This window comes from Streptomyces sp. NPDC058877, assembly GCF_042742855.1.
In the GTDB taxonomy this organism is placed as follows: domain Bacteria; phylum Actinomycetota; class Actinomycetes; order Streptomycetales; family Streptomycetaceae; genus Streptomyces.
This window is the reverse complement of sequence record NZ_JBHYMF010000117.1, coordinates 1-21,548: the sequence shown is the minus strand read 5'-3', so window position 1 is coordinate 21,548 and position 21,548 is coordinate 1. Positions and strand designations below refer to the sequence as shown.

The 21,548-nt window shown below is 70.7% G+C and carries 25 protein-coding genes; 23 read left to right on the top strand and 2 right to left on the bottom strand.

Translation table 11 applies throughout. The features are described 5' to 3' along the window. The first annotated feature begins 88 nt into the window (after positions 1 to 88). Positions 89 to 2,008 carry an ATP-dependent zinc metalloprotease FtsH gene (gene ftsH / locus ACFW2Y_RS24260; RefSeq protein WP_384882947.1) on the top strand — a complete coding sequence of 640 codons (1,920 nt, stop codon included), beginning with the start codon at positions 89 to 91 and terminating at the stop codon, positions 2,006 to 2,008. A gap of 28 nt (positions 2,009 to 2,036) precedes the next feature. On the opposite strand, the gene ACFW2Y_RS24255 is transcribed toward ftsH, so the two are convergent. Beyond that, the gene (locus ACFW2Y_RS24255) at positions 2,037 to 2,762 is read right to left on the bottom strand and encodes a methyltransferase type 11 (protein WP_384882944.1); all 726 of its coding nucleotides are present in this window, start codon (positions 2,760 to 2,762) and stop codon (positions 2,037 to 2,039) included. Between the two features lie 378 nt (positions 2,763 to 3,140). On the opposite strand from ACFW2Y_RS24255, the gene ACFW2Y_RS24250 reads away from it, so the two are divergent. The 17 genes from ACFW2Y_RS24250 (at position 3,141) to ACFW2Y_RS24170 (ending at position 16,088) form a co-directional block, all read left to right on the top strand. Then, positions 3,141 to 3,734, top strand: coding sequence for a hypothetical protein (locus ACFW2Y_RS24250; RefSeq protein ID WP_384882941.1), 594 nt, complete (start codon positions 3,141 to 3,143; stop codon positions 3,732 to 3,734). A 154-nt stretch (positions 3,735 to 3,888) separates the two neighbouring features. Further along, entirely contained in the window at positions 3,889 to 4,332 is a 444-nt protein-coding gene (gene rpsP, locus ACFW2Y_RS24245; protein WP_384882938.1) for a 30S ribosomal protein S16, read from the top strand. A 2-nt stretch (positions 4,333 to 4,334) separates the two neighbouring features. After that, positions 4,335 to 4,574: an RNA-binding protein gene (locus ACFW2Y_RS24240; protein WP_383447305.1), complete on the top strand. Its 240-nt coding sequence runs from the start codon at positions 4,335 to 4,337 to the stop codon at positions 4,572 to 4,574. 111 nt (positions 4,575 to 4,685) lie between these two features. Beyond that, positions 4,686 to 5,240: a ribosome maturation factor RimM gene (gene rimM / locus ACFW2Y_RS24235; RefSeq protein ID WP_384882935.1), complete on the top strand. Its 555-nt coding sequence runs from the start codon at positions 4,686 to 4,688 to the stop codon at positions 5,238 to 5,240. Next, on the top strand, positions 5,237 to 6,055 hold the full coding sequence (gene trmD, locus ACFW2Y_RS24230) for a tRNA (guanosine(37)-N1)-methyltransferase TrmD (RefSeq protein WP_384882932.1): 819 nt from the start codon (positions 5,237 to 5,239) through the stop codon (positions 6,053 to 6,055). The genes rimM and trmD overlap by 4 nt, the downstream gene beginning before the upstream one ends. 134 nt (positions 6,056 to 6,189) lie before the next feature. Continuing rightward, positions 6,190 to 6,540, top strand: a complete 351-nt coding sequence (gene rplS / locus ACFW2Y_RS24225) for a 50S ribosomal protein L19 (protein ID WP_384882929.1) — start codon at positions 6,190 to 6,192, stop codon at positions 6,538 to 6,540. Between the two features lie 69 nt (positions 6,541 to 6,609). Continuing rightward, positions 6,610 to 7,497 (top strand): signal peptidase I, encoded by an 888-nt coding sequence (gene lepB, locus ACFW2Y_RS24220; protein ID WP_384882927.1) that lies wholly within the window; start codon positions 6,610 to 6,612, stop codon positions 7,495 to 7,497. Further along, entirely contained in the window at positions 7,490 to 8,509 is a 1,020-nt protein-coding gene (lepB, locus tag ACFW2Y_RS24215; protein ID WP_384882924.1) for a signal peptidase I, read from the top strand. The genes lepB (ACFW2Y_RS24220) and lepB (ACFW2Y_RS24215) overlap by 8 nt, the downstream gene beginning before the upstream one ends. Continuing rightward, positions 8,442 to 9,374, top strand: coding sequence for a signal peptidase I (lepB, locus tag ACFW2Y_RS24210; RefSeq protein ID WP_384882953.1), 933 nt, complete (start codon positions 8,442 to 8,444; stop codon positions 9,372 to 9,374). The genes lepB (ACFW2Y_RS24215) and lepB (ACFW2Y_RS24210) overlap by 68 nt, the downstream gene beginning before the upstream one ends. 55 nt (positions 9,375 to 9,429) lie before the next feature. After that, positions 9,430 to 10,197, top strand: a complete 768-nt coding sequence (lepB, locus tag ACFW2Y_RS24205; protein ID WP_384882921.1) for a signal peptidase I — start codon at positions 9,430 to 9,432, stop codon at positions 10,195 to 10,197. Then, positions 10,194 to 10,730, top strand: a complete 537-nt coding sequence (locus ACFW2Y_RS24200; RefSeq protein WP_384882918.1) for an NUDIX hydrolase — start codon at positions 10,194 to 10,196, stop codon at positions 10,728 to 10,730. Before lepB (ACFW2Y_RS24205) ends, ACFW2Y_RS24200 begins: the two co-directional genes overlap by 4 nt. A gap of 55 nt (positions 10,731 to 10,785) precedes the next feature. Next, positions 10,786 to 11,094 carry a DUF2469 domain-containing protein gene (locus tag ACFW2Y_RS24195; RefSeq protein ID WP_005311352.1) on the top strand — a complete coding sequence of 103 codons (309 nt, stop codon included), beginning with the start codon at positions 10,786 to 10,788 and terminating at the stop codon, positions 11,092 to 11,094. Positions 11,095 to 11,230: 136 nt separating this feature from the next. Further along, positions 11,231 to 11,596, top strand: a complete 366-nt coding sequence (locus tag ACFW2Y_RS24190; RefSeq protein WP_384882915.1) for a YraN family protein — start codon at positions 11,231 to 11,233, stop codon at positions 11,594 to 11,596. Between the two features lies 1 nt (position 11,597). Further along, entirely contained in the window at positions 11,598 to 13,214 is a 1,617-nt protein-coding gene (locus ACFW2Y_RS24185; RefSeq protein ID WP_384882912.1) for a YifB family Mg chelatase-like AAA ATPase, read from the top strand. Next, positions 13,211 to 14,392, top strand: coding sequence for a DNA-processing protein DprA (dprA, locus tag ACFW2Y_RS24180; protein WP_384882909.1), 1,182 nt, complete (start codon positions 13,211 to 13,213; stop codon positions 14,390 to 14,392). Before ACFW2Y_RS24185 ends, dprA begins: the two co-directional genes overlap by 4 nt. Before the next feature lie 239 nt (positions 14,393 to 14,631). Continuing rightward, a complete protein-coding gene (gene whiG, locus ACFW2Y_RS24175) occupies positions 14,632 to 15,468 on the top strand; it encodes an RNA polymerase sigma factor WhiG (protein ID WP_384882906.1) in 837 nt (278 codons plus the stop codon). A 53-nt stretch (positions 15,469 to 15,521) separates the two neighbouring features. Further along, positions 15,522 to 16,088 (top strand): TetR/AcrR family transcriptional regulator, encoded by a 567-nt coding sequence (locus ACFW2Y_RS24170; RefSeq protein ID WP_384882950.1) that lies wholly within the window; start codon positions 15,522 to 15,524, stop codon positions 16,086 to 16,088. A 90-nt stretch (positions 16,089 to 16,178) separates the two neighbouring features. Here the strand turns inward: ACFW2Y_RS24170 and ACFW2Y_RS24165 are convergent, their stop codons facing one another. Next, positions 16,179 to 16,718, bottom strand: a complete 540-nt coding sequence (locus ACFW2Y_RS24165; RefSeq protein ID WP_384882903.1) for a M23 family metallopeptidase — start codon at positions 16,716 to 16,718, stop codon at positions 16,179 to 16,181. A gap of 255 nt (positions 16,719 to 16,973) precedes the next feature. On the opposite strand from ACFW2Y_RS24165, the gene rpsB reads away from it, so the two are divergent. The 5 genes from rpsB to ACFW2Y_RS24140 all read left to right on the top strand — a co-directional run bounded on the left by rpsB (position 16,974) and on the right by ACFW2Y_RS24140 (position 21,501). Further along, positions 16,974 to 17,870 carry a 30S ribosomal protein S2 gene (rpsB, locus tag ACFW2Y_RS24160; protein ID WP_384882900.1) on the top strand — a complete coding sequence of 299 codons (897 nt, stop codon included), beginning with the start codon at positions 16,974 to 16,976 and terminating at the stop codon, positions 17,868 to 17,870. Positions 17,871 to 17,981: 111 nt separating this feature from the next. Further along, the gene (tsf, locus tag ACFW2Y_RS24155; protein WP_384882897.1) at positions 17,982 to 18,818 is read left to right on the top strand and encodes a translation elongation factor Ts; all 837 of its coding nucleotides are present in this window, start codon (positions 17,982 to 17,984) and stop codon (positions 18,816 to 18,818) included. A gap of 163 nt (positions 18,819 to 18,981) precedes the next feature. Beyond that, positions 18,982 to 19,746: a UMP kinase gene (gene pyrH, locus ACFW2Y_RS24150; protein WP_384882895.1), complete on the top strand. Its 765-nt coding sequence runs from the start codon at positions 18,982 to 18,984 to the stop codon at positions 19,744 to 19,746. 94 nt (positions 19,747 to 19,840) lie between these two features. Then, positions 19,841 to 20,398 (top strand): ribosome recycling factor, encoded by a 558-nt coding sequence (frr, locus tag ACFW2Y_RS24145; RefSeq protein WP_055641105.1) that lies wholly within the window; start codon positions 19,841 to 19,843, stop codon positions 20,396 to 20,398. Further along, complete coding sequence (locus ACFW2Y_RS24140; protein WP_384882891.1) at positions 20,398 to 21,501, top strand: phosphatidate cytidylyltransferase; 1,104 nt, start codon at positions 20,398 to 20,400, stop codon at positions 21,499 to 21,501. The genes frr and ACFW2Y_RS24140 overlap by 1 nt, the downstream gene beginning before the upstream one ends. Positions 21,502 to 21,548 lie beyond the last annotated feature (47 nt).

Below are 21,548 nucleotides of genomic sequence, written 5' to 3'. Positions count from 1 at the left end.
CCCTCCCTTCACCCCACCGCTCCGCCCGCGGTGCCGGGAGGGTGCCGCTCTTCGATACTGGGGCCACTGCCGCCCCGAGGAGAGCCACGTGGCCAACCCCGTACCCCCGCGCGACCGGACCGATCAGCCCTGGCGCTCGGAAGGGGCCCCGCCGCCCCCGCCGCCGAGGAGGAGGATGCCGGGTGGCTGGGGCAGCCTCATCCTCACCGCCCTCGTCGTGTACCTGATCGCCAACATCGTCCTGTCCTTCTTCAACGAGGGCGACGGGCCGACCATCTCGTACACCGAGTTCGACAAGCAGGTCGCCGCCGGGAACGTCACCAAGATCTACTCCAAGGGCGATGCGATCCAGGGGCAACTGAAGGAGAAGCAGCCCGTCCCCGACGGCAAGGGCGACTACACCAAGTTCCAGACCCAGCGGCCCGCCTTCGCCGACGACGACCTGTGGGCGCAGCTGACCCAGCAGAACGTCGTGGTCACCGCCGAGCCCGTCGTCCAGGAGCGCAGTTTCCTTGCCAACCTGCTCATTTCGCTGGCGCCGATGCTGCTGCTCGTCGTGCTGTGGGTGTTCATCGCCCGCCGGATGAGCGCGGGCATGGGCGGTGCGGGCGGCATGCTCGGTCGCAAGACCCCGCCCAAGCCGGTGGAGCTGGAGGGCGGCGCGCGCACCACCTTCGCCGACGTCGCCGGCATCGACGAGGTGGAGGGCGAGCTCAACGACGTCGTCGACTTCCTGAAGAATCCGCAGGCCTACCGCGAGATGGGTGCCAAGATGCCCCGCGGCGTGCTCCTGGCGGGCCCTCCCGGCACCGGCAAGACCCTCCTCGCCCGGGCCGTCGCGGGGGAGGCCGGGGTGCCGTTCTTCTCGGCCTCCGCCTCCGGGTTCATCGAGATGATCGTGGGCGTCGGCGCCTCCCGGGTGCGCGAGCTGTTCGCGGAGGCCCGCAAGGTCGCCCCCGCGATCATCTTCATCGACGAGATCGACACGATCGGCCGGGCCCGGGGCGGCGGCTCCGGAATGGGAGGGCACGACGAGCGGGAGCAGACCCTCAACCAGATCCTCACCGAGATGGACGGTTTCACCGGTTCCGAAGGGGTCGTCGTCCTCGCCGCGACGAACCGCGCCGACGTGTTGGACCCGGCCCTGACCCGCCCCGGTCGCTTCGACCGGATCGTCCACGTCAACCCTCCCGACCGGGGTGGCCGCGAGGCCATCCTCAAGATCCACACGCGGGAGATCCCGTTGGCCGAGGACGTGGACCTGGAGCACGTGGCCCGGACGACCCCCGGCATGACCGGTGCGGAGCTCGCCAACCTGGCCAATGAGGCGGCCCTCCTCGCGGTCAAGCGCGAGCAGAAGGCCGTCACCCAGTCCGACCTGTCCGACGCCCTGGAGAAGGTGCAGCTCGGTGCCGAACGACCGCTCGTGATGCCGCCCGAAGAGCGGCGCCGCACCGCGTACCACGAGAGCGGCCACGCCCTGCTCGGCATGCTCCAACCCGGTGCCGACCCGGTCCGCAAGATCACCATCGTGCCGCGCGGCCGGGCCCTCGGCGTCACCCTGTCGACCCCGGACGCCGACAAGTACGCCTACACCGAGGACTACCTCCGGGGGCGGATCATCGGCGCCCTCGGCGGGATGGCGGCCGAACAGGTCGTCTTCGGGGTCATCACCACCGGTGCCGAGAGCGATCTGGAGCAGGTCACCAACATCGCCCGGGGCATGGCGGGCCGTTGGGGCATGAGCGAGCGCGTCGGCCGGCTCACCGCCATCCCGAGCGACGCCCAGCAGGCGTACGGCCTCTCGGCCGCCCCCGCGACCCTCGACACCGTCGACGAGGAGATGCGCCGGATCGTCGACGAGTGCTACGAGAGCGCGGTGCGGCAGCTCCGCGAGCACCGCGACAAACTGGACGCACTGGCCGCGGCCCTGTTGGCGAACGAGACCCTGGAAGAGGACGCGGCCTACCGCGCGGCGGGGATCCCCCGTCTGGGGAAGGGGGCCTGAGGGCGGGAGCGGGCACGGCAGCGGGGGCTCAGGCCACCCGGGCGACGAGGTACTGGAAGACGTTCGGCATCCACACCGTCCCGTCCGGGCGGACGTACGGCGCGAGCGCCTCCTCGACCTCCTTCTCCACCTGGGAGAGGTCGGTCGCCCGCACCGCCTCGTCGAAGGCACCCGTCGAGAGCAAGCCGCGCACCGCGCTGCCCTCGTCCGCGTATCCGAAGGGGCAGGCGACCCGGCCCGAGCCGGTGGGCCGCAACCCGGCCGCGGCGGCCACCGACGCCAGGTCGGGCCCCGGGGCGGGACGGCGGTCCGCGAGCCGGTCCGCGATCCGCAGCATCGGTTCGGTGGCGCACTGCTCCGGCGGTCCCCAGCCGGCGAGGACGAAGGACGTGCCCGATTGCGCCACACGGGTGAGGCGGAGGAGTTCGGGCAGCAGTCCGTCCGGTGCGTGGAAGGCGGTGACCACGTCGTACCGGAGGTCCTCCGGGGGTTCCTCCGTGAGGGGGACGCCTTCCGGCAGCCGCTCGGCGGCCAGTTCCGCGCGTGCGTGGTCCCGTTCGACGCCGGCCACCCGGGCGCCCCGTGCCGCCGCCATCAGGAGCGCGAGACCGGAGCCGCAGCCCAGGCCGAGCAGCCGGGAGCCGGTGCCCACGCCGAGCCGGTCGTACACCGCTTCGTAGAGCGGGACCAGCATGCGTTCTTGGATCTCGGCCCAGTCTCGCGCGGGGTGGTGCGGGACGAGCGTAGGTGTCATGGAAAAGCGCCCCAATCCGTGCTCGGACGACAGCCCCCCGTAGCCAGGGAACTGCGCATCCCGGGCCGCGTCCAGTGCTCGTGCCGGACCGATTCGTCCGGGGTGGGGCGGTGCGCCGCCTTGCGTGCGGACCCGATAGTGTCCTCGCACGTGGCAGGCCGTTCGGCCGCCCGGCTCTTCCCGGGGCGTGCGCGCCATGACTACGCGCCGGGGCGTATGCGCTACTACGCACCGGCTTGGCGTTCCCTGCGTGACTTCTCCGCAGATCGGGGCAGTGGCCCTCGTCAGGACGCATCAACGGCAACTGACGGGTACGTGCAAAATATTTGGGATGCCCCGGAATGGAACCCGGGGGCGGGTCGGCTCGTTGTACACGACGTGAGCACGACACCACCTGTTCTCGCCGCAGAGCTGGCACAGGCGTGGGCCGACATTCAGCGGCACCACCCCGAGCTGCCCGACCTTGCCGCGCCCGAGTCCCTGATCGGAGAGTCCTCGTCCGCCTGTGGCGCCGAACTCTCCTTCGAGCGACTGCTCCACGAAGCAGTCCACGGCATCGCCGCCGCCCGAGGGGTCCGTGACACCTCCCGCGCCGGCCGCTACCACAACCGCAGATTCCTCGCGATCGCCGAGGAGATGGGCCTCGACCACCCCGAGGAGCCGCACGCGAGCAGCGGCTTCTCCCTGGTCACGCTCACCCCCGAGGCGAGGCGGCGCTATCGACCGACCATCGAGCGGCTGCAGCGCGCCCTCAAGGCGCACACGGTCGCCACCGCCGCCGACACCAAGCGCTCCTTCCGCGGACCGGCCGCCCGGCACGGGTCCTCGGGCGGCGGCGTCCGGGTCAAGGCCGTCTGTGACTGCGGGCGCAACGTGCGCGTGGTCCCCTCGGTGTTGGCCCAGGCCCCGATCGTCTGCGGTGGGTGCGGCAAGCCCTTCCGCATCCCGGAGACGGTGGGCGCCGCCAACTGACCCCGCGGCGTGTGGCACAATGGCTAGCTGTACTCGACAGTCGCATAGGACCCCTCTCTCCTCCGGCTGACGCGTCCATCGGGCATCCGAGTACCGCAACCCCACGTGGCATCTCAAGTGCCCAACCACGTCAAGACCAGGAGACACCACTCCAGTGGCAGTCAAGATCAAGCTCAAGCGCCTCGGCAAGATCCGCCAGCCGCACTACCGCATCGTCGTCGCCGACTCGCGCACCCGCCGCGATGGTCGCGCGATCGAGGAGATCGGCCTCTACCACCCGACGTACAACCCGTCGCGCATCGAGGTCGACTCCGAGCGTGCGCAGTACTGGCTGTCCGTCGGCGCCCAGCCGACCGAGCCCGTCCTCGCCATCCTGAAGCTCACCGGCGACTGGCAGAAGCACAAGGGCCTCCCGGCCCCGGAGAAGCCGCTGCTGGCCCCGGCCACGAAGGAGGCCAAGCGCGCCTCGTTCGACGAGTTCGCGAAGTCCCTCGAGGGCGGCGACGACAAGGGTGAGGCCATCACCCCGAAGGCCAAGAAGGCCGACAAGAAGGCGGACGAGGCCGAGGCCGCGTCCACCGAGTCGACCGAGGCCTGATCATGCTCGAGGAGGCTCTCGAGCACCTCGTGAAGGGCATCGTCGACAACCCCGACGAGGTGCAGGTCGCCTCGCGCAACCTGCGCCGTGGCCGTGTGCTGGAGGTCCGGGTCCATCCCGAGGACCTCGGCAAGGTGATCGGCCGCAACGGCCGCACCGCGCGTGCGCTGCGCACCGTCGTGGGCGCCATCGGCGGCCGTGGGATCCGCGTCGACCTCGTCGACGTGGACCAGGTTCGCTGAGCAGGTCGGCAGCATCACCTTAGTTGTGCCGGCACGGGCCGGGGAGGGCTGAAGAGCCCGCCCCGGCCCGTTGTCGTACGTACGAGCTGTGTGACAGGAGAGTGTGGAGCAGTGCAGTTGGTAGTCGCGCGGATCGGCCGCGCCCACGGCATCAAGGGCGAGGTCACCGTCGAGGTGCGGACGGACGAGCCCGAGCTGCGGCTCGGCCCCGGTGCCGTGCTGCTCACCGACCCGGCTTCCGTCGGGCCGCTGACCATCGAGAGCGGCCGTGTCCACAGCGGCCGGCTGTTGCTGCGCTTCGAGGGCGTGCGCGACCGCAACGGCGCCGAAGCCCTGCGCAACACCGTCCTCATCGCCGAAGTCGACCCCACGGAGTTGCCCGAGGAGGAGGACGAGTACTACGACCACCAGCTGATCGACCTCGACGTCGTCCTTGCCGACGGCACCGAGGTCGGCCGGATCACTGAGATCTCCCACCTGCCGTCCCAGGACCTCTTCATCGTCGAACGTGCCGACGGAACCGAGCTGATGATCCCCTTCGTCGGCGAGATCGTCACCGAGATCGACCTGGAGGAGCAGCGGGCCGTGATCGACCCGCCGCCCGGCCTGATCGACGACCGCGCCGAGATCGTCTCCTCCCGGGACGAGGGCGAGGGACGGGCATGAGGCTCGACGTCGTCACGATCTTCCCCGAGTACCTCGAACCGCTGAACGTCTCCCTCGTCGGCAAGGCGCGCGCCCGGGGGCAGCTCGACGTCCACGTCCACCACCTGCGGGACTGGACCCACGACCGCCACAACACGGTCGACGACACCCCCTACGGCGGCGGTCCCGGCATGGTCATGAAGACCGAGCCCTGGGGCGAGGCACTCGACCAGGCGCTCGCCGACGGCTATGAGGCCGGCGCCCACGGGCCGGTCCTCGTGGTCCCGACCCCCAGCGGTCGCCCCTTCACCCAGGAGGTCGCCGTCGAGCTCTCCGAGCGCCCCTGGTTGATCTTCACCCCGGCCCGTTACGAGGGCATCGACCGCCGCGTCATGGACGAGTACGCGACCCGGATGCCCGTCTACGAGGTCTCCATCGGGGACTACGTCCTCGCCGGAGGGGAAGCCGCCGTCCTCGTCGTGACCGAGGCCGTGGCCCGTCTGCTGCCCGGTGTCCTCGGCAACGCCGAGTCCCACCGGGACGACTCCTTCGCCCCCGGGGCCATGGCCAACCTCCTGGAGGGCCCCGTCTACACCAAGCCCCCGGAGTGGCGCGGCCGGGGCATTCCCGACGTCCTCCTCAGCGGACACCACGGCAAGATCGCCCGCTGGCGGCGCGACGAGGCCTTCCGGCGGACCGCCGCCCACCGGCCCGACCTGATCGAGCGCTGCGATCCGGCAGCCTTCGACAAGAAGGACCGCGAGATCCTGTCCATGATGGGGTGGGCTCCCGAGCCCGGCGGCCGATTTTGGCGCAAGGTCGAAGGCGTGGAATAATAGGCCGCTGTCGTACGTCCGGTGTGCGCCCCTGCCACAGGGGGAAGACGCCGCCAGGAGCGGACGACGCCGAATCACCATCCTTTCGAACGTACCGCTGATGACCTGTGGCATCAGCGAGGAAAGAGACCTCCATGGCCTCCCTGCTCGACCAGGTCACCGCGGGCACGCTCCGCTCCGACCTCCCCGCCTTCCGTCCCGGCGACACCGTGAACGTCCACGTTCGCGTCATCGAGGGCAACCGCTCCCGCATCCAGCAGTTCAAGGGCGTTGTCATCCGCCGCCAGGGCTCGGGCGTCAGCGAGACCTTCACGGTCCGCAAGGTCTCGTTCTCCGTCGGCGTCGAGCGCACCTTCCCGGTGCACAGCCCGATCTTCGAGAAGATCGAGCTCGTGACCCGCGGTGACGTCCGTCGCGCCAAGCTCTACTACCTGCGCGAGCTGCGCGGCAAGGCTGCCAAGATCAAGGAGAAGCGCGACCGCTGAGCCACGGCTCCCGGCACGCTCGACGCTTCCGGGCCTTCGCACAGGCAAGCCGGATAGGCTCTGCCAGCGATGGACACCGAAGCACAGCACACGGAGCGCGACCCCTCCTCCCCCGCGGAGGAAGGGTCGCGCTCCGCGCGCGTTCCCGGGGCCCCGGAGCCCGAGGGGCCCGCACGGTCCGACCGGACCGCGGAGACAGACCGTTCCGCGCAGACCGACCGCTCCGCCGGCGCGGGCGAGGCGGACGGAGCCGTGGAGGAGGGGCGACCCGTCGGCTCTTCCTGGCGGCGCACGGCTCTCGTCGGAGCTGCCTGCGTGGCCTTCCTCCTGCTCCTGAGCCACTTCGTGATCCAGCCGTTCCTGATTCCCAGCGGTTCCATGGAACCGACGCTCCAGGTCGGCGACCGGATCCTCGTGAACAAGTTGGCGTACCGTTTCGGCAGCGAGCCGCGCCGCGGTGACCTCGTCGTCTTCGACGGCACCGGCTCCTTCGTGGGGGAACCGCCCCGCGGCAACCCGGTCACCGGACTCCTCCAGGACGGTGCGGCAGCCCTCGGACTCGCCGAACCCGACGAGACCGACTTCGTGAAGCGGGTCATCGGGATCGGCGGCGACCGGGTCGTCTGTTGCGACCAGGACGGCCGGCTCACCGTCAACGGCGAACCCGTGGCGGAGCCGTACGTGATGCTGGGCGACCGGCCCTCCGGCGTGCCCTTCGACATCGTCGTCCCGCCGGACCGGCTTTGGGTGATGGGCGACCACCGCAGCCAGTCCAGCGACTCCCGTGACCATCTGGGCAGCCCCGGTGGAGGGATGGTCCCGGTCGATCGGGTCGTCGGCCGCGCCGACTGGATCGTCTGGCCCTTCGGACGCTGGGCCGTCGTGCCCGGAACCGATGCCTTCGGCGCCGTACCGGCCCCGCCGACCGGCGGACACGGGGCGGGAGCCCATGGGTAGCCGGGGCCGGCCGCCCGGAGGGTCCGCCCACGGCTCCGGACAGGAAACCGCCCTTCCCGGGCGGGCCGAGCGCCGCAAGCTCGCCCGCAAGGTCAAGCGGCGCCGACAGCGCTCCGCGCTCCGGGAGATCCCGATCCTGGTCACCGTGGCCGTGCTGATCGCGCTCGTCCTCAAGACCTTCCTGGTCCAGGCGTTCGTGATCCCCTCCGGCTCGATGGAACAGACCATCCGCATCGACGACCGGGTCCTCGTTGACAAACTCACCCCCTGGTTCGGCTCCCGCCCCCAACGCGGTGACGTCGTCGTCTTCAAGGACCCCGGCAACTGGCTCCAGCACGACGTCGAGCCCCCCGCAGACGATCCGATCGGCATCAAGCAGGCCAAGCAGGCCCTCACCTTCATCGGGTTGCTGCCCTCGGCCGACGACCGGGACCTCATCAAGCGGGTCGTGGCCGTCGGTGGCGACACCGTCCGCTGCTGTGGCGAGGACGGGAGGATCAGCGTCAACGGCGTACCGCTGGACGAGCCGTACCTGTACCCCGGGAACCCGCCGTCCACGATCCCCTTCGAGGTCGAGGTGCCGCAGGGGCGCATCTTCGTCCTCGGGGACCACCGCTCCGATTCGGCCGATTCCCGCTTCCACCTCGACGAGGAGGAGCACGGAACCGTCTCCGAGGAGCAGGTGGTCGGGCGCGCCGTGGTGATCGCCTGGCCCTTCGGGCACTGGCGGCGCCTGGAGGAGCGGAAAACCTTCTCCGGGGTCCCGGACGCCCGTGCGGGTGCCGAGACGGCGTCCGGTCCGTCGCATAGTGTGTCCCAGCGGAATCTGAACGGATTGCCCGGGCTCCCGACCCCTGCGGAACTTCTGCTCGTTATGGGAGTGGTGGGCCCGTCCCTGACCCGGGGCGGGCGTTCGCACGGACTGAGGAGTGGATGTGGGGGATTTGGCCGTCGGCGCACGATCCGGACACGATGGGCCCGAGAAGAGGGCCGACGGGGCCTTCGGCGATGACACGACGGGTGGCGACGTGACGGACGACCAGCAGCCGCATCCGCCGGGCGGTGACGCGCCGGGCGACGGCGACGGTGCGGCGGGCGGATCCGGCGAGGAGCCGAAGAAGCCGCGTTCCTTCTGGAAGGAACTTCCCCTGCTCGTCGGCATCGCGTTGGTGCTCGCCCTCCTCATCAAGACCTTCCTGGTGCAGGCGTTCTCGATCCCCTCGGAATCGATGATGAACACCCTGCAGAAGGGCGACCGGGTCCTCGTCGACAAGCTCACCCCCTGGTTCGGCTCCGAGCCCGAGCGCGGCGAGGTCGTCGTCTTCCACGACCCGGGCGGCTGGCTGGAGGGCCAGCAGACGCCCAAGCCGAACATCGCGCAGAAGTTCCTCAGCTTCATCGGCCTCATGCCGTCCGCCGAGGAGAAGGACCTGATCAAGCGCGTCATTGCGGTCGGTGGTGACACCATCTCCTGCAAGGAGGGCGGCAAGGTCATCCTCAACGGCGTGGCCCTGGACGAGAGCGAGTACCTCGCCCCCGGAGCCGTGCCCTGCCAGGACTCCTTCGGTCCGATCAAGGTCCCCCAGGACCGGATCTGGGTCATGGGCGACAACCGTCAGAACTCCCTGGACTCCCGCTTCCACCAGCAGCTTCCGGGCGGCGGCACCGTTTCCAACGACGAGGTCGTGGGCCGCGCCGTCGTGATCGCCTGGCCGGTCACCCGCTGGGCCACGCTCCCGGTGCCCGACGTCTTCGACCAGCCCGCCCTCAACAAGGCCATGGCCGCCGTCCCCGCCGGAACCGCGGCCCTCGCGGGCGCCGTCCCGCTCGTCCTGTGGCGCAGGAAGAAGCAGGCCGCGGGGCATACCGCCGAGTAGTGACCCGCGGGTAGGGTGCCGTCCCGGACCGTCGACAGACCTACGGGGTGGGCACATGAGCGGAACCATGCGGACCAAGGGCGGCCACGGCCGCCTCGGCAGCGTGCTGTCGGGGCTGGTCGTGGCCGTCGGCTGTGTGCTCTTCCTCGGCGGATTCGTCTGGGGAGCCCTCCTCTACCAGCCCTACACGGTCCCCACCGACTCCATGACCCCCACCCTCGACGTCGGATCCAAGATCCTGGCCCAGCGGATCGACGGCGACGAGGCGCGGCGCGGTGACGTCGTCGTCTTCACCGATCCCCTCTGGGGTTCCTCACCCATGGTGAAGCGGGTCGCCGCCGTCGGCGGCGACACGGTCGCCTGCTGCGACCCGGACGGGCGGCTCACCGTGAACGGCGAGCCGGTCGACGAGCCGTACCTGCGGCCCGGGCCCGGCGGCCGGACGGTCGCCTCGGGCCAGGCGTTCTCCGTGACCGTTCCGTCGGGCAACCTCTTCCTCCTCGGCGACGACCGGCACACCTCGCTGGACTCCCGGACGCACATCGAGGAGGCCGGACAGGGATCCGTGCCCCGCTCCACGGTCATCGGCAGGGTCGACGCGGTCGTCTGGCCCGCCAAGGGGCTCCTGGAACCGCCCAGGGGCTTCGCCGGACTTCCGGGCGGCATCTCGCGGCCGGGGCCCTTCGAACCGTTGCTCACCGCGATCGCAAGCGGCACGGTGCTGATCCTCCTCGGAGCCGGGTACGGCCCCGTCGCGGGCCTGCTGACCCGCCACCGGCCCGGTGGGCCCCGCTCCGGTCCGCGGGAGAAGGTGGGAGCATGAGGAGCGCGCGCACGCCGGGGGCCGTGCCGGGGCGGGACGCGGGGTCCGTGGTGCGCCGGGTCGCCCGGGTCGTCCTGCTCGACCCCGAGGACCGCATCCTGCTGTTGCACGGCCACGAGCCCGAGGACCCCGACAACACCTGGTGGTTCACGCCCGGCGGAGGGCTGGAGGGCGACGAGACCCGGGAAGAGGCGGCACGCCGCGAACTCGCGGAGGAGACCGGGATCACCGAGGTCGACCTGGGGCCCGTGCTGTGGAAGCGCTACTGCTCCTTCCCCTTCGACGGGCGCCGCTGGGACCAGGACGAGTGGTACTACCTGGCCCGGACCCGAAGGGGCGAGGAGGCGCCCCGGCCGCAGGCGCTCACGGAGCTCGAGGCGCGCAGTCTCGCGGGCTCCAGATGGTGGACTTCCGCCGAACTGTCGGCGGCCCGTGAGACGGTGTACCCGACCAGACTCGCCGAGCTGCTGCGCGCACTGCTCGACGAGGGACCTCCGAGTGCCCCCGTGCACCTCGCCCCGGAAATCGTCTAGGGGCGCGCACAACTGGCGCACAATGGGGGGACGCACGGCTGAAGGGGAACATGCCATGAGCGCCGAGGACCTCGAGAAGTACGAGACCGAGATGGAGCTGAAGCTCTACCGGGAGTACCGCGACGTCGTCGGGCTGTTCAAATACGTGATCGAGACCGAGCGGCGCTTCTACCTCACCAATGACTACGAGATGCAGGTGCACTCGGTGCAGGGCGAAGTCTTCTTCGAGGTCAGCATGGCGGACGCCTGGGTCTGGGACATGTACAGGCCCGCCCGGTTCGTCAAGCAGGTCCGTGTCCTCACCTTCAAGGACGTGAACATCGAGGAGCTCAACAAGAGCGACCTCGAACTTCCCGGCAGCTGAGACCGCGCCCCGTCCGGGCTCTTCCGGGCGGAATCACCCGCAGGGGTGATGAGGTTCTCCACAGCCCCAGGACCCTCCACAGGGCCGCACGCACACCGCCCCGCTCCGTCACATTCGGTGACGGAGGTGGTACCGCATGAACGCGACCCAGGCCCTCGGGCGGTACGGAGAAGAGCTGGCGAGCCGCCGGCTCGCTGCGACCGGCATGCACGTCCTCGCCCGCAACTGGCGCTGTGGCCGGACCGGCGAGATCGACATCGTCGCCCGCGACGGCGACACGCTCGTCATCTGCGAGGTGAAGACCCGACGCGACGGGGGCTACGAGCACCCGATGGCGGCCGTGACGCCCCGCAAGGCCGAGCGGCTCCGCCGACTCGCCGCCTGCTGGCTCGACCGCCACGACGGCCCGACCCCCGCCGGAGGCGTGCGTATCGACCTGGTCGGCATCGTCGTGCCGCGCAGGGGCGCCCCCGTGCTCACCCATGCCCAGGGGGTGGCCTGAGATGGGATTCGCCCGCACCTGTTCCGTCGCCCTCGTCGGCGTCGAGGGCGTCGTCGTCGAGGTCCAGGCGGACCTCGAACCCGGGGTCGCCGCCTTCGCCCTCGTCGGCCTCCCCGACAAGAGCCTCAGCGAGAGCCGCGACCGGGTCCGTGCGGCCGTGACGAACTCCGGAGCCGAATGGCCCCAGAAGAAACTGACCGTCGGCCTCAGCCCGGCGTCCGTTCCCAAGGGGGGATCCGGGTTCGACCTGGCCGTGGCCGCGGCCGTGCTCGGCGCCGCCGAGCGAATCGACCCCCGGACCGTCGCCGATCTCGTCCTCATCGGCGAGCTCGGGCTCGACGGACGGGTCCGCCCGGTCCGCGGGGTCCTCCCCGCCGTCCTCGCCGCCGCAGACGCCGGATACGACCAGGTCGTCGTTCCCGAACAGGCCGCCGGTGAAGCCTCGCTGGTGCCCGGCGTCTCCGTCCTCGGCATCCGCAGCCTCCGCCAGTTGATCGCCGTCCTCAGCGGTGAACCCGTCCCGGAGGAGGACGTCGCCGACAGCCGGGCCGACGGCGTGCTCAACGGGCTCCTCGCCCCGGGTGCCGGCCTCGGCAGCGGACTCGTGACCGACCCGACCGATGCCGAAGGGCCCGACCTGGCCGACGTCGCCGGCCAACACCGTGCCCGCCTCGCCCTGGAGGTCGCCGCCGCCGGCGGTCACCACCTGTTCCTCTCCGGGCCGCCGGGCGCCGGGAAGACCATGCTGGCCGAGCGGCTCCCCGGCATCCTCCCGCCCCTCACCCGGCAGGAGTCCCTGGAGGCCACGGCGGTCCACTCCGTCGCCGGCATCCTGCCGCCCGGGGAACCCCTCGTCCGCCGTGCCCCCTACTGCGCACCCCACCACTCCGCCACCATGCAGTCCCTCGTCGGCGGAGGGAACGGGCTTCCCCGGCCCGGTGCCGTCTCCCTGGCCCACCGGGGCGTCCTGTTCCTCGACGAGGCCCCCGAGTTCTCCGGAAAGGCGCTCGACGCGCTCCGCCAACCCCTCGAATCCGGGCACGTCGTCATCGCCCGCGCCGCCGGCGTCGTCCGTCTCCCCGCCCGCTTCCTCCTCGCGCTCGCCGCGAACCCCTGTCCCTGCGGTAGGCACGGCCGGTACGGCGCGGGCTGTGAATGCCCCGCCTCCCTCGTCCGCCGCTACCAGGCGCGCCTCTCCGGCCCCCTGCTCGACCGCGTCGACCTCCGCGTCGAAGTGGAACCCGTCAGCCGTGCCGACCTCCTCGGCCGCACCGGCCCGGGCGAGCGCACCGCCACCGTCGCCGACCGAGTCCGCGAAGCCCGCGTCCGAGCCGCGACCCGTCTCGCCGACACGCCCTGGCGGGTGAACGGGGAGATCCCCGGGCACGAGCTCCGCACCCGTTACCTCGCCGCACCCGGAGCGCTCGCCGCTGCCGAGCACGATGTCGAACGCGGCCTCCTCACCGCCCGTGGCCTGGACCGCGTCCTCCGCATCGCCTGGACCATCGCCGATCTGGCCGGGCACGACCGACCCCGAAGCCAGGACGTGGCCCTCGCCCTCGAACTCCGCACCGGTGTTGCCCGCGGAGCGTCCTTCGCAGCGGGGGAGCGCCCATGACCATCCCCACCGTGCCCGCCCCCGCTGATGAACGGCTGGCCCGCGCCGCCCTCAGCCACGCGGTCGAGCCTGGTGACGAACACGCCGGGCGATGGCTCCGCCAGTACGGCGCCGCTGACTTCCTCGGTCGCCTCCTTGCGGAGGGCGACGGCAATTCCTCCGCGTGCTTCCCCGGCACCGGACCGAAGCGCCTCGCCTCCTGGCGCCTCCGTGCCGCTTCCGCCCGCCCCGCGCACGACCTCGACGCCGTCCATGCGCTCGGCGGCCGTTTCCTCGTCCCCGGCGACCTCGAGTGGCCGGGGCAACTCGACGACCTCGGTGACGCCCGCCCCATCGGGCTCTGGGTCCGTGGCCCCGCCGACCTGCGCACCTGGGCCTTGCGCTCGGTCGCGCTCGTGGGGGCCCGGGCCTGTACCCCGTACGGTGCGCACACCGCCGCCGAGCTCGCCGCGGGTCTCACCCAGAAGGGTTGGGCCGTCGTCTCCGGGGCCGCCTACGGCATTGACGGAGCCGCACATAGAGGTGCCCTCGCGGCCTCCGGGGCCACCGTTGCCGTCCTGGCCTGCGGCGTCGACAGCCCCTACCCCCGCGGCCATGACCAGCTCATCCAGCGCATCGCGGAACAAGGCCTCGTCCTCGGGGAGTTGCCGCCCGGCAGTCATCCCACCCCGAGCCGCTTCATCCTCCGAAACCGGGTCATCGCCGCCCTCACCCGCGGTACCGTCGTCGTCGAGGCGCAACACCGCAGTGGCTCCCTCGTGACCGCCCGTGCAGCCGCACGGCTCGGCCGCCACACCATGGGCGTCCCCGGCCCCGTCACCAGTGCGCTCTCCGCCGGCGTCCACGAACTCCTGCGCGGCGACGCCACTCTCGTCACCGATGTCGAGGAGATCGTCGAACTCGTCGGTGGCATCGGTGAGCTCGCTCCCGTCCGGCGGGGTCCCGTCCTGCCCCGCGACCTCCTCGCAGCCTCGACCGCACACGTCCTCGAAGCGATTCCTGCCGGAGGTCCGACCCCCGCCACCGTCATCGCCCACCGGGCAGGGACCACGCCCGATGACACCCTTGCCAAGCTGTACGAACTCCATTCGCTCGGCTTCGTCGTGCGGCACGGGGAAGGCTGGCGATTGACGAACACCGCCACAGAACCGTCGAACGCGCGGCGAGGCGGTACTTGACCTGGAGCATTCGGGTGAAAGGGTGATGGGGATGAACAATCGAGTTCTCTCGGCCGCACCCGGGGGGCCGACGCGTGCCGTGGCCCGGGTTCGAAGATGCGATCGACCGCGTCCACTCGGAGCGGCGCGATCCGCCGATGTTCGCGCACCGCGACGGTTCACTCACGCTACGCTCACCAGAATTCCCTCCAGGACACCCACACCGACACACCCGACAGCAGAACGGCTCAAGGCAACGCATGCCCCAGCACACCTCCGGGTCTGACCGCGCTGCGGTGCCCCCAGCAGCCCGGGGCGCCGTGCGACCGCCCGCACCGACCTCGCTCGACGAGCTGTGGCGCTCGTACAAGGACACGGGCGACGAGCGGCTGCGGGAGCAGCTGATCCTGCACTACTCGCCGCTCGTCAAGTACGTCGCCGGACGGGTCAGCGTCGGGCTGCCGTCCAACGTGGAGCAGGCCGACTTCGTCTCCTCCGGGGTCTTCGGCCTCATCGACGCCATCGAGAAGTTCGACGTCGAGCGGGCGATCAAGTTCGAGACCTACGCCATCACCCGCATCCGTGGCGCCATGATCGACGAACTCCGCGCCCTGGACTGGATTCCGCGCTCGGTCCGCCAGAAGGCGCGCAATGTCGAACGCGCCTATGCCACCTTGGAGGCCCGTCTCCGTCGCACCCCCTCCGAGAGCGAGGTCGCCGCGGAGATGGACGTCACGCTGGAGGAACTGCACGCGGTCTTCAGCCAGTTGTCCTTGGCGAACGTGGTGGCCCTGGAAGAGCTGCTGCACGTCGGTGGTGAGGGCGGGGACCGGCTCTCGCTCATGGACACCCTGGAGGACACGGCTGCCGACAACCCCGTCGAGGTCGCCGAGGACCGCGAGCTCCGCCGGTTGCTAGCCCGGGCCATCAACACCCTCCCCGAGCGGGAGAAGACCGTCGTCACGCTCTACTACTACGAGGGCCTGACCCTGGCCGAGATCGGTCACGTCCTCGGCGTCACCGAGAGCCGAGTCAGCCAGATCCACACCAAGTCCGTCCTCCAGCTCCGCGCCAAGCTCGCCGACGTCGGGCGCTGACCGCCACGGGTCGGTCGTACAGTGGAGCGGTGCCCAGGATTCGAGCGGCCTCGGTGGCCGAGCACCGGACGATGCAGCGCGGCGCCCTGCTGGATGCCGCCCGATCCCTGCTGTCCGAGGGAGGGACGGAGGCGCTGACCTTCCCCGCCCTCGCCGAGCGCACGGGCCTCGCCCGTTCGTCGGTGTACGAGTACTTCCGATCGCGCGCCGCCGTCGTCGAGGAGCTCTGCGCCGTCGACTTCCCCGTCTGGGCGGCTGAGGTCGAGGCCGCCATGGCCGCCGCCGACGGGCCGGAGGACAAGGTCGAGGCGTATGTCCGCACCCAGCTGGAACTGGTGGGGGACCGGCGTCACCGCGCGGTGGTCGCCATCTCGGCGAGCGAACTCGATGCCGCTGCCCGCGAGAAGATCCGTGCCGCGCACGGTGGACTCGTCACCATGGTCGTGGAAGCCCTGGCCGCCTTGGGGCAGCCCCAGCCCCGTCTGGGCGCCATGCTCCTCCAGGGCGTCGTCGACGCCGCCGTCCGACGCATCGAGCTCGGTGCGGCCGAGGACCCGGCGGACATCGCGGAAGCCGCCGTGAACATGGCCCTCCACGGCGTCGGCGGCCCCCCGGCCTGACCCTCCCGGCGAACCGTCGCCCGTGCCGATGCTTGCGGAGTGTTCCCTTCCTGTGCCCCGTCCCCCGGCTCGCCACGGTCGCCGCCCCTTCTACGGACCCGTGAGCCCCGCAGGCCCTCCCCTCCGGGGGAGAGAGCCCCGGGGCGCCCGGCGGCGCCCGGTTCCCCCTTCCGATCGCTCCCGATCGACGACGGGCAGGAGGCGCGACGGGGCCCGTCCCATCAGGAGCAGCGGGTTCAGGTACCGGGAGCCCCGGAGGAGGCCCCAGTGGAGACAGGTGCGGGGACAGTGGGAACCCACGGCGACTTCGGCGATCCGGGTGCCCGCTGCCACCCGCGTCCCGGTGGGGAGCAGGGGCGTCACCGGGGTGAAGGTCGTCCGCAGCGGTGGAGCGCCCGAGCGGAGCAGGGTGAGGGTGAGGACCCCGCGACCCCCCACCGGGCCGGCGAAGGTGATCGTCCCCGCGGTCGGGGCCAGGACCGGAGTGCCCGGGGCGGCGGCGAGGTCGATGCCGCGGTGGCCGGCGGCGTAAGGGCCGGGTGGTGGCCGCCAGCCGCGGAGGACCTCCGGTGGGGGCGGACCCACCGGCCACAAGACGGCCAGGGCCGTGAGCAGGCTGATCAGGTTCATGGAGGGAGGTTCCCCGACGCGTCTGGTTCATGACGGCATCGGACGTTTTCTGTGGACTGTTCGACGCTTGTGGAGAAGCTCGTCACCCACGGCTCCTGGGGTCCCGTACACTTCCTATGGCGACTCGGGTCACCGAGTCGACTTCGCACGCCCCGCCACTCGTCTTCGAAACGGGCGGTAGCGCCTTTCGGTCCTTCGCGGCATGGCGCGCCGGGGTGTCAGGAACACAACCGAGAAACCCAAGGAGATACGGCCATGGCCGTCGTCACGATGCGGGAGCTGCTGGAGAGCGGCGTCCACTTCGGTCACCAGACCCGTCGCTGGAACCCGAAGATGAAGCGCTTCATCTTCACCGAGCGCAACGGCATCTACATCATCGACCTGCTCCAGTCGCTGTCGTACATCGACCGCGCCTACGAGTTCGTCAAGGAGACCGTCGCGCACGGCGGCTCCATCATGTTCGTCGGTACGAAGAAGCAGGCCCAGGAGGCCATCGCCGAGCAGGCGACGCGTGTCGGCATGCCGTACGTCAACCAGCGTTGGCTCGGTGGCATGCTCACCAACTTCTCCACCGTCTACAAGCGTCTGCAGCGCCTCAAGGAGCTCGAGCAGATCGACTTCGAGGACGTCGCCGCCTCGGGTCTCACCAAGAAGGAGCTCCTGGTCCTCTCCCGCGAGAAGGCCAAGCTGGAGAAGACCCTCGGTGGCATCCGCGAGATGCAGAAGGTGCCGAGCGCCGTCTGGATCGTCGACACCAAGAAGGAGCACATCGCCGTCGGTGAGGCGCGCAAGCTCCACATCCCGGTCGTCGCGATCCTCGACACCAACTGCGACCCCGACGAGGTCGACTACAAGATCCCGGGCAACGACGACGCGATCCGCTCCGTCACCCTGCTCACCCGCGTGATCGCCGACGCCGTCGCCGAGGGCCTCATCGCCCGCTCCGGCGCCGCGACCGGCGACTCGAAGCCGGGCGAGAAGGCTGCCGGCGAGCCGCTCGCCGAGTGGGAGCGCGACCTGCTCGAGGGTGAGAAGAAGGCTGACGAGGCTCCGGCCGCCGACGCTCCGGCCGCTGAGGCCCCGGCGGCTGAGGCCCCGGCGGCCGAGGCCCCGGCGGCTGAGGCTCCGGCCGCCGACGCCGAGCAGGCCTGACCCTTCCGGTCCTTCAGGACCTTCGGGTGACGACGGCGGGGGCCCACGAAGCTCCCGCCGTCCACCCGTGGACCCGCCCGATCTTTCAGACTTCGAGAGAGAAACAGACTCATGGCGAACTACACCGCCGCTGACGTCAAGAAGCTCCGCGAGCTCACCGGCGCCGGCATGATGGACTGCAAGAAGGCCCTGGACGAGGCCGACGGCGACGTCGACAAGGCCGTTGAGGCCCTGCGCATCAAGGGCCAGAAGGGTGTCGCCAAGCGCGAGGGCCGCTCCGCCGAGAACGGCGCCGTCGTCTCCCTCATCGCCGACGACAACACCTCCGGCGTCCTCGTCGAGCTGAAGTGCGAGACGGACTTCGTCGCCAAGGGCGACAAGTTCCTCGCCGTCGCCAACGCGCTCGCCGCCCACGTGGCCGCGACCTCCCCGGCCGACCTGGAGGCCCTGCTCGCCTCCGAGATCGAGGCCGGCAAGACCGTCCAGGCGTTCGTGGACGAGGCCAACGCCAACCTCGGCGAGAAGATCGTCCTCGACCGCTTCGCGCAGTACGCCGACGGTTTCGTCACCGCGTACATGCACCGCACCATGCCTGACCTGCCGCCGCAGATCGGTGTCCTCGTCGAGCTCGACAAGGAGAACGCCGAGGTCGCCAAGGGCATCGCGCAGCACATCGCCGCCTTCGCGCCGAAGTACCTCACCCGCGAGGACGTCCCGGCCGAGGTCGTCGAGTCCGAGCGTCGCATCGCCGAGGAGACCACCCGCGCCGAGGGCAAGCCCGAGGCCGCGATCGCGAAGATCGTCGAGGGTCGCGTCAACGGCTTCTTCAAGGACGCCACGCTGCTCGGCCAGCCGTACGCCCTTGACAACAAGAAGTCCGTCCAGAAGATCCTGGACGAGGCCGGTGTCACCCTGAAGCGCTTCAGCCGCATCAAGGTCGGCATCTGAGTCCGTACGCGAACGCGACGGGCACCGGACCCCGGTAGGGTCTGAGGCAGTCGTCCGCGCACGCGCAGGACGATCGCAGATCTGACGAGGAGGCCATTGCCGTACGGGATACCGAGAGGACCCAGGGCAATGGCCTCCTTCGTATGTGCACGAGGAGACATCCATGAACCAGCGCGCCGTACAGGGCGACGACAACAACGGCAAGAAGGCCGGCCGCTACATGCTGAAGCTGTCCGGAGAGGCTTTCTCCGGCGGTACCGGCCTGGGCGTCGACCCCGATGTCGTGCACGCCATCGCGCGTGAGATCGCGGCGGTCGTCCGCGACGGCGCGGAGATCGCGGTGGTCATCGGCGGCGGCAACTTCTTCCGCGGCGCCGAGCTCCAGCAGCGCGGCATGGACCGGGCCCGCTCCGACTACATGGGCATGCTCGGCACGGTGATGAACTGCCTCGCCCTGCAGGACTTCCTGGAGAAGGAGGGCATCGACTCGCGCGTCCAGACCGCCATCACCATGGGCCAGGTCGCCGAGCCGTACATTCCGCTGCGTGCCGTGCGCCACCTGGAGAAGGGCCGCGTGGTCATCTTCGGTGCGGGCATGGGCATGCCGTACTTCTCCACGGACACCACTGCTGCCCAGCGGGCCCTGGAGATCGACGCCGAGGCCCTCCTCATGGGCAAGAACGGAGTCGACGGCGTCTACGACTCCGACCCGAAGACCAACCCCGACGCGGTCAAGTTCGACGCGCTCGGGTACGGCGAGGTGCTCTCCCGCGACCTCAGGGTCGCCGACGCCACCGCCATCACCCTGTGCCGGGACAACAGCCTCCCGATCCTCGTCTTCGAACTGCTCGCCGAGGGCAATATCGCGCGTGCGGTGAAGGGTGAGAAGATCGGCACGCTCGTGAGCGACCAGGGCACCCGGGCCTGACCCGAACCGGGGAACCGCCCCGCAAGGGGATGGACAGAGCCCTGCCGGTCGTACACCGTGCAGGACACAACGCGACGACACGCAGGAGCAAGTGGTGATCGAAGAGACCCTCCTCGAGGCCGAGGAGAAGATGGAGAAGGCCGTCGTGGTCGCCAAGGAGGACTTCGCCGCGATCCGCACCGGCCGTGCGCACCCGGCGATGTTCAACAAGATCGTGGCTGACTACTACGGCGCCATCACCCCCATCAACCAGCTGGCGTCCTTCTCCGTTCCGGAGCCGCGCATGGCCGTGGTGACGCCGTTCGACAAGAGCGCGCTGCGCAACATCGAGCAGGCGATCCGGGACTCGGACCTCGGCGTCAACCCGAGCAACGACGGCAACATCATCCGCGTGGTGTTCCCGGAGCTGACCGAGGAACGCCGCCGGGAGTACATCAAGGTCGCCAAGGGCAAGGCCGAGGACTCGAAGATCTCGATCCGCTCGGTGCGCCGCAAGGCCAAGGAGTCCATCGACAAGCTCGTCAAGGACGGCGAGGTCGGCGAGGACGAGGGCCGCCGTGCCGAGAAGGAGCTCGACGACACCACCGCGAAGTACGTCGCGCAGGTGGACGAGCTGCTCAAGCACAAGGAAGCCGAGCTGCTCGAGGTCTGATGAACGACTCTTCCTGGGGTGCCCCGGCCGCTTCCGGCCGTGGGGGACCCGACCAGGGGCCTGCCCCGGCGGGTCCCGCATACGATCGGCATCAGGCGGCGCAGACTCGGCCCATGCCCATCGTGCCCGACGTTCCCGCCGGCGGATTCCAGGACGGTCACGGCCGGGGGGCCGCTCACCAGAGCGGTCCCCTGTTCCGTGACGACACGCCGCACGAGCACCCACAGGAGCCCATGTCCAGCCCCACCCCGCCTCCGCCGCCCGCCCCGATGGCGCCGCGGCAGAAGAAGAGCGCGGGCCGCGACCTGGGCGCGGCCATAGGGGTCGGGGTCGGCCTCGGAGCCGTCATCATCGCGTCGCTGTTCATTTGGAAGCCGGCGTTCGTCGGAGTGATAGCGGTCGCCGTGGTCGTCGGACTGTGGGAGCTCACCTCCCGCCTCCAAGAGCGCAAGGAGATCAAGGCTCCGCTGGTCCCGCTCGCGGTCGGCGGCGCGGCGATGGTGGTCGCCGGCTACGTCCGGGGCGCCGAAGGGGCCTGGGTGGCCATGGCCCTCACGGCGCTCGCGGTGCTCGTCTGGCGGATGACGGAACCTCCCGAGGGCTATCTGAAGGACGTCACGGCGGGAGTCTTCGCCGCCTTCTACGTGCCGTTCCTGGCGACCTTCGTGGCGATGCTGCTGACCGCGGACGACGGACCGCAGCGGGTGCTGACCTTCCTGATCCTGACGGTGGTCAGCGACACCGGGGCGTACGCCGTTGGTTGGCGCTTCGGCAAGCACAAGCTCGCCCCGCGGATCAGCCCCGGAAAGACCCGGGAGGGCCTGTTCGGTGCGGTGGCGTTCGCGATGGCCGCGGGCGCGCTGTGCATGCAGTTCATGATCGACGACGGTGCCTGGTGGCAGGGGTTGCTCCTCGGCCTCGCGGTGGCGGCGAGCGCGACGCTCGGCGACCTCGGCGAGTCGATGATCAAGCGCGACCTGGGCATCAAGGACATGGGCACGCTGCTGCCGGGCCACGGCGGCATCATGGACCGGCTCGACTCCCTGCTGCCGACGGCGCCGGTGGTGTGGCTGCTCCTCGCGCTCTTCGTTGGTACCGGCTGAGGCCCTCCGTCGACACCGGCCGACACGGCCGCAGCGCAGCATGAGGG

What these genes read in the sequence shown, in the direction of transcription:
- ACFW2Y_RS24255 (WP_384882944.1), bottom strand. Translation starts at nt 2,762, where the DNA reads ATGACACCTACGCTCGTCCCGCACCACCCCGCGCGAGACTGGGCCGAG.
- ACFW2Y_RS24240 (WP_383447305.1), top strand. Translation starts at nt 4,335, where the DNA reads ATGCTCGAGGAGGCTCTCGAGCACCTCGTGAAGGGCATCGTCGACAAC.
- trmD (WP_384882932.1), top strand. Translation starts at nt 5,237, where the DNA reads ATGAGGCTCGACGTCGTCACGATCTTCCCCGAGTACCTCGAACCGCTG.
- rplS (WP_384882929.1), top strand. Translation starts at nt 6,190, where the DNA reads ATGGCCTCCCTGCTCGACCAGGTCACCGCGGGCACGCTCCGCTCCGAC.
- lepB (WP_384882927.1), top strand. Translation starts at nt 6,610, where the DNA reads ATGGACACCGAAGCACAGCACACGGAGCGCGACCCCTCCTCCCCCGCG.
- lepB (WP_384882924.1), top strand. Translation starts at nt 7,490, where the DNA reads ATGGGTAGCCGGGGCCGGCCGCCCGGAGGGTCCGCCCACGGCTCCGGA.
- lepB (WP_384882921.1), top strand. Translation starts at nt 9,430, where the DNA reads ATGAGCGGAACCATGCGGACCAAGGGCGGCCACGGCCGCCTCGGCAGC.
- ACFW2Y_RS24200 (WP_384882918.1), top strand. Translation starts at nt 10,194, where the DNA reads ATGAGGAGCGCGCGCACGCCGGGGGCCGTGCCGGGGCGGGACGCGGGG.
- ACFW2Y_RS24195 (WP_005311352.1), top strand. Translation starts at nt 10,786, where the DNA reads ATGAGCGCCGAGGACCTCGAGAAGTACGAGACCGAGATGGAGCTGAAG.
- ACFW2Y_RS24190 (WP_384882915.1), top strand. Translation starts at nt 11,231, where the DNA reads ATGAACGCGACCCAGGCCCTCGGGCGGTACGGAGAAGAGCTGGCGAGC.
- ACFW2Y_RS24185 (WP_384882912.1), top strand. Translation starts at nt 11,598, where the DNA reads ATGGGATTCGCCCGCACCTGTTCCGTCGCCCTCGTCGGCGTCGAGGGC.
- dprA (WP_384882909.1), top strand. Translation starts at nt 13,211, where the DNA reads ATGACCATCCCCACCGTGCCCGCCCCCGCTGATGAACGGCTGGCCCGC.
- whiG (WP_384882906.1), top strand. Translation starts at nt 14,632, where the DNA reads ATGCCCCAGCACACCTCCGGGTCTGACCGCGCTGCGGTGCCCCCAGCA.
- ACFW2Y_RS24165 (WP_384882903.1), bottom strand. Translation starts at nt 16,718, where the DNA reads ATGAACCTGATCAGCCTGCTCACGGCCCTGGCCGTCTTGTGGCCGGTG.
- rpsB (WP_384882900.1), top strand. Translation starts at nt 16,974, where the DNA reads ATGGCCGTCGTCACGATGCGGGAGCTGCTGGAGAGCGGCGTCCACTTC.
- tsf (WP_384882897.1), top strand. Translation starts at nt 17,982, where the DNA reads ATGGCGAACTACACCGCCGCTGACGTCAAGAAGCTCCGCGAGCTCACC.
- pyrH (WP_384882895.1), top strand. Translation starts at nt 18,982, where the DNA reads ATGAACCAGCGCGCCGTACAGGGCGACGACAACAACGGCAAGAAGGCC.
- ACFW2Y_RS24140 (WP_384882891.1), top strand. Translation starts at nt 20,398, where the DNA reads ATGAACGACTCTTCCTGGGGTGCCCCGGCCGCTTCCGGCCGTGGGGGA.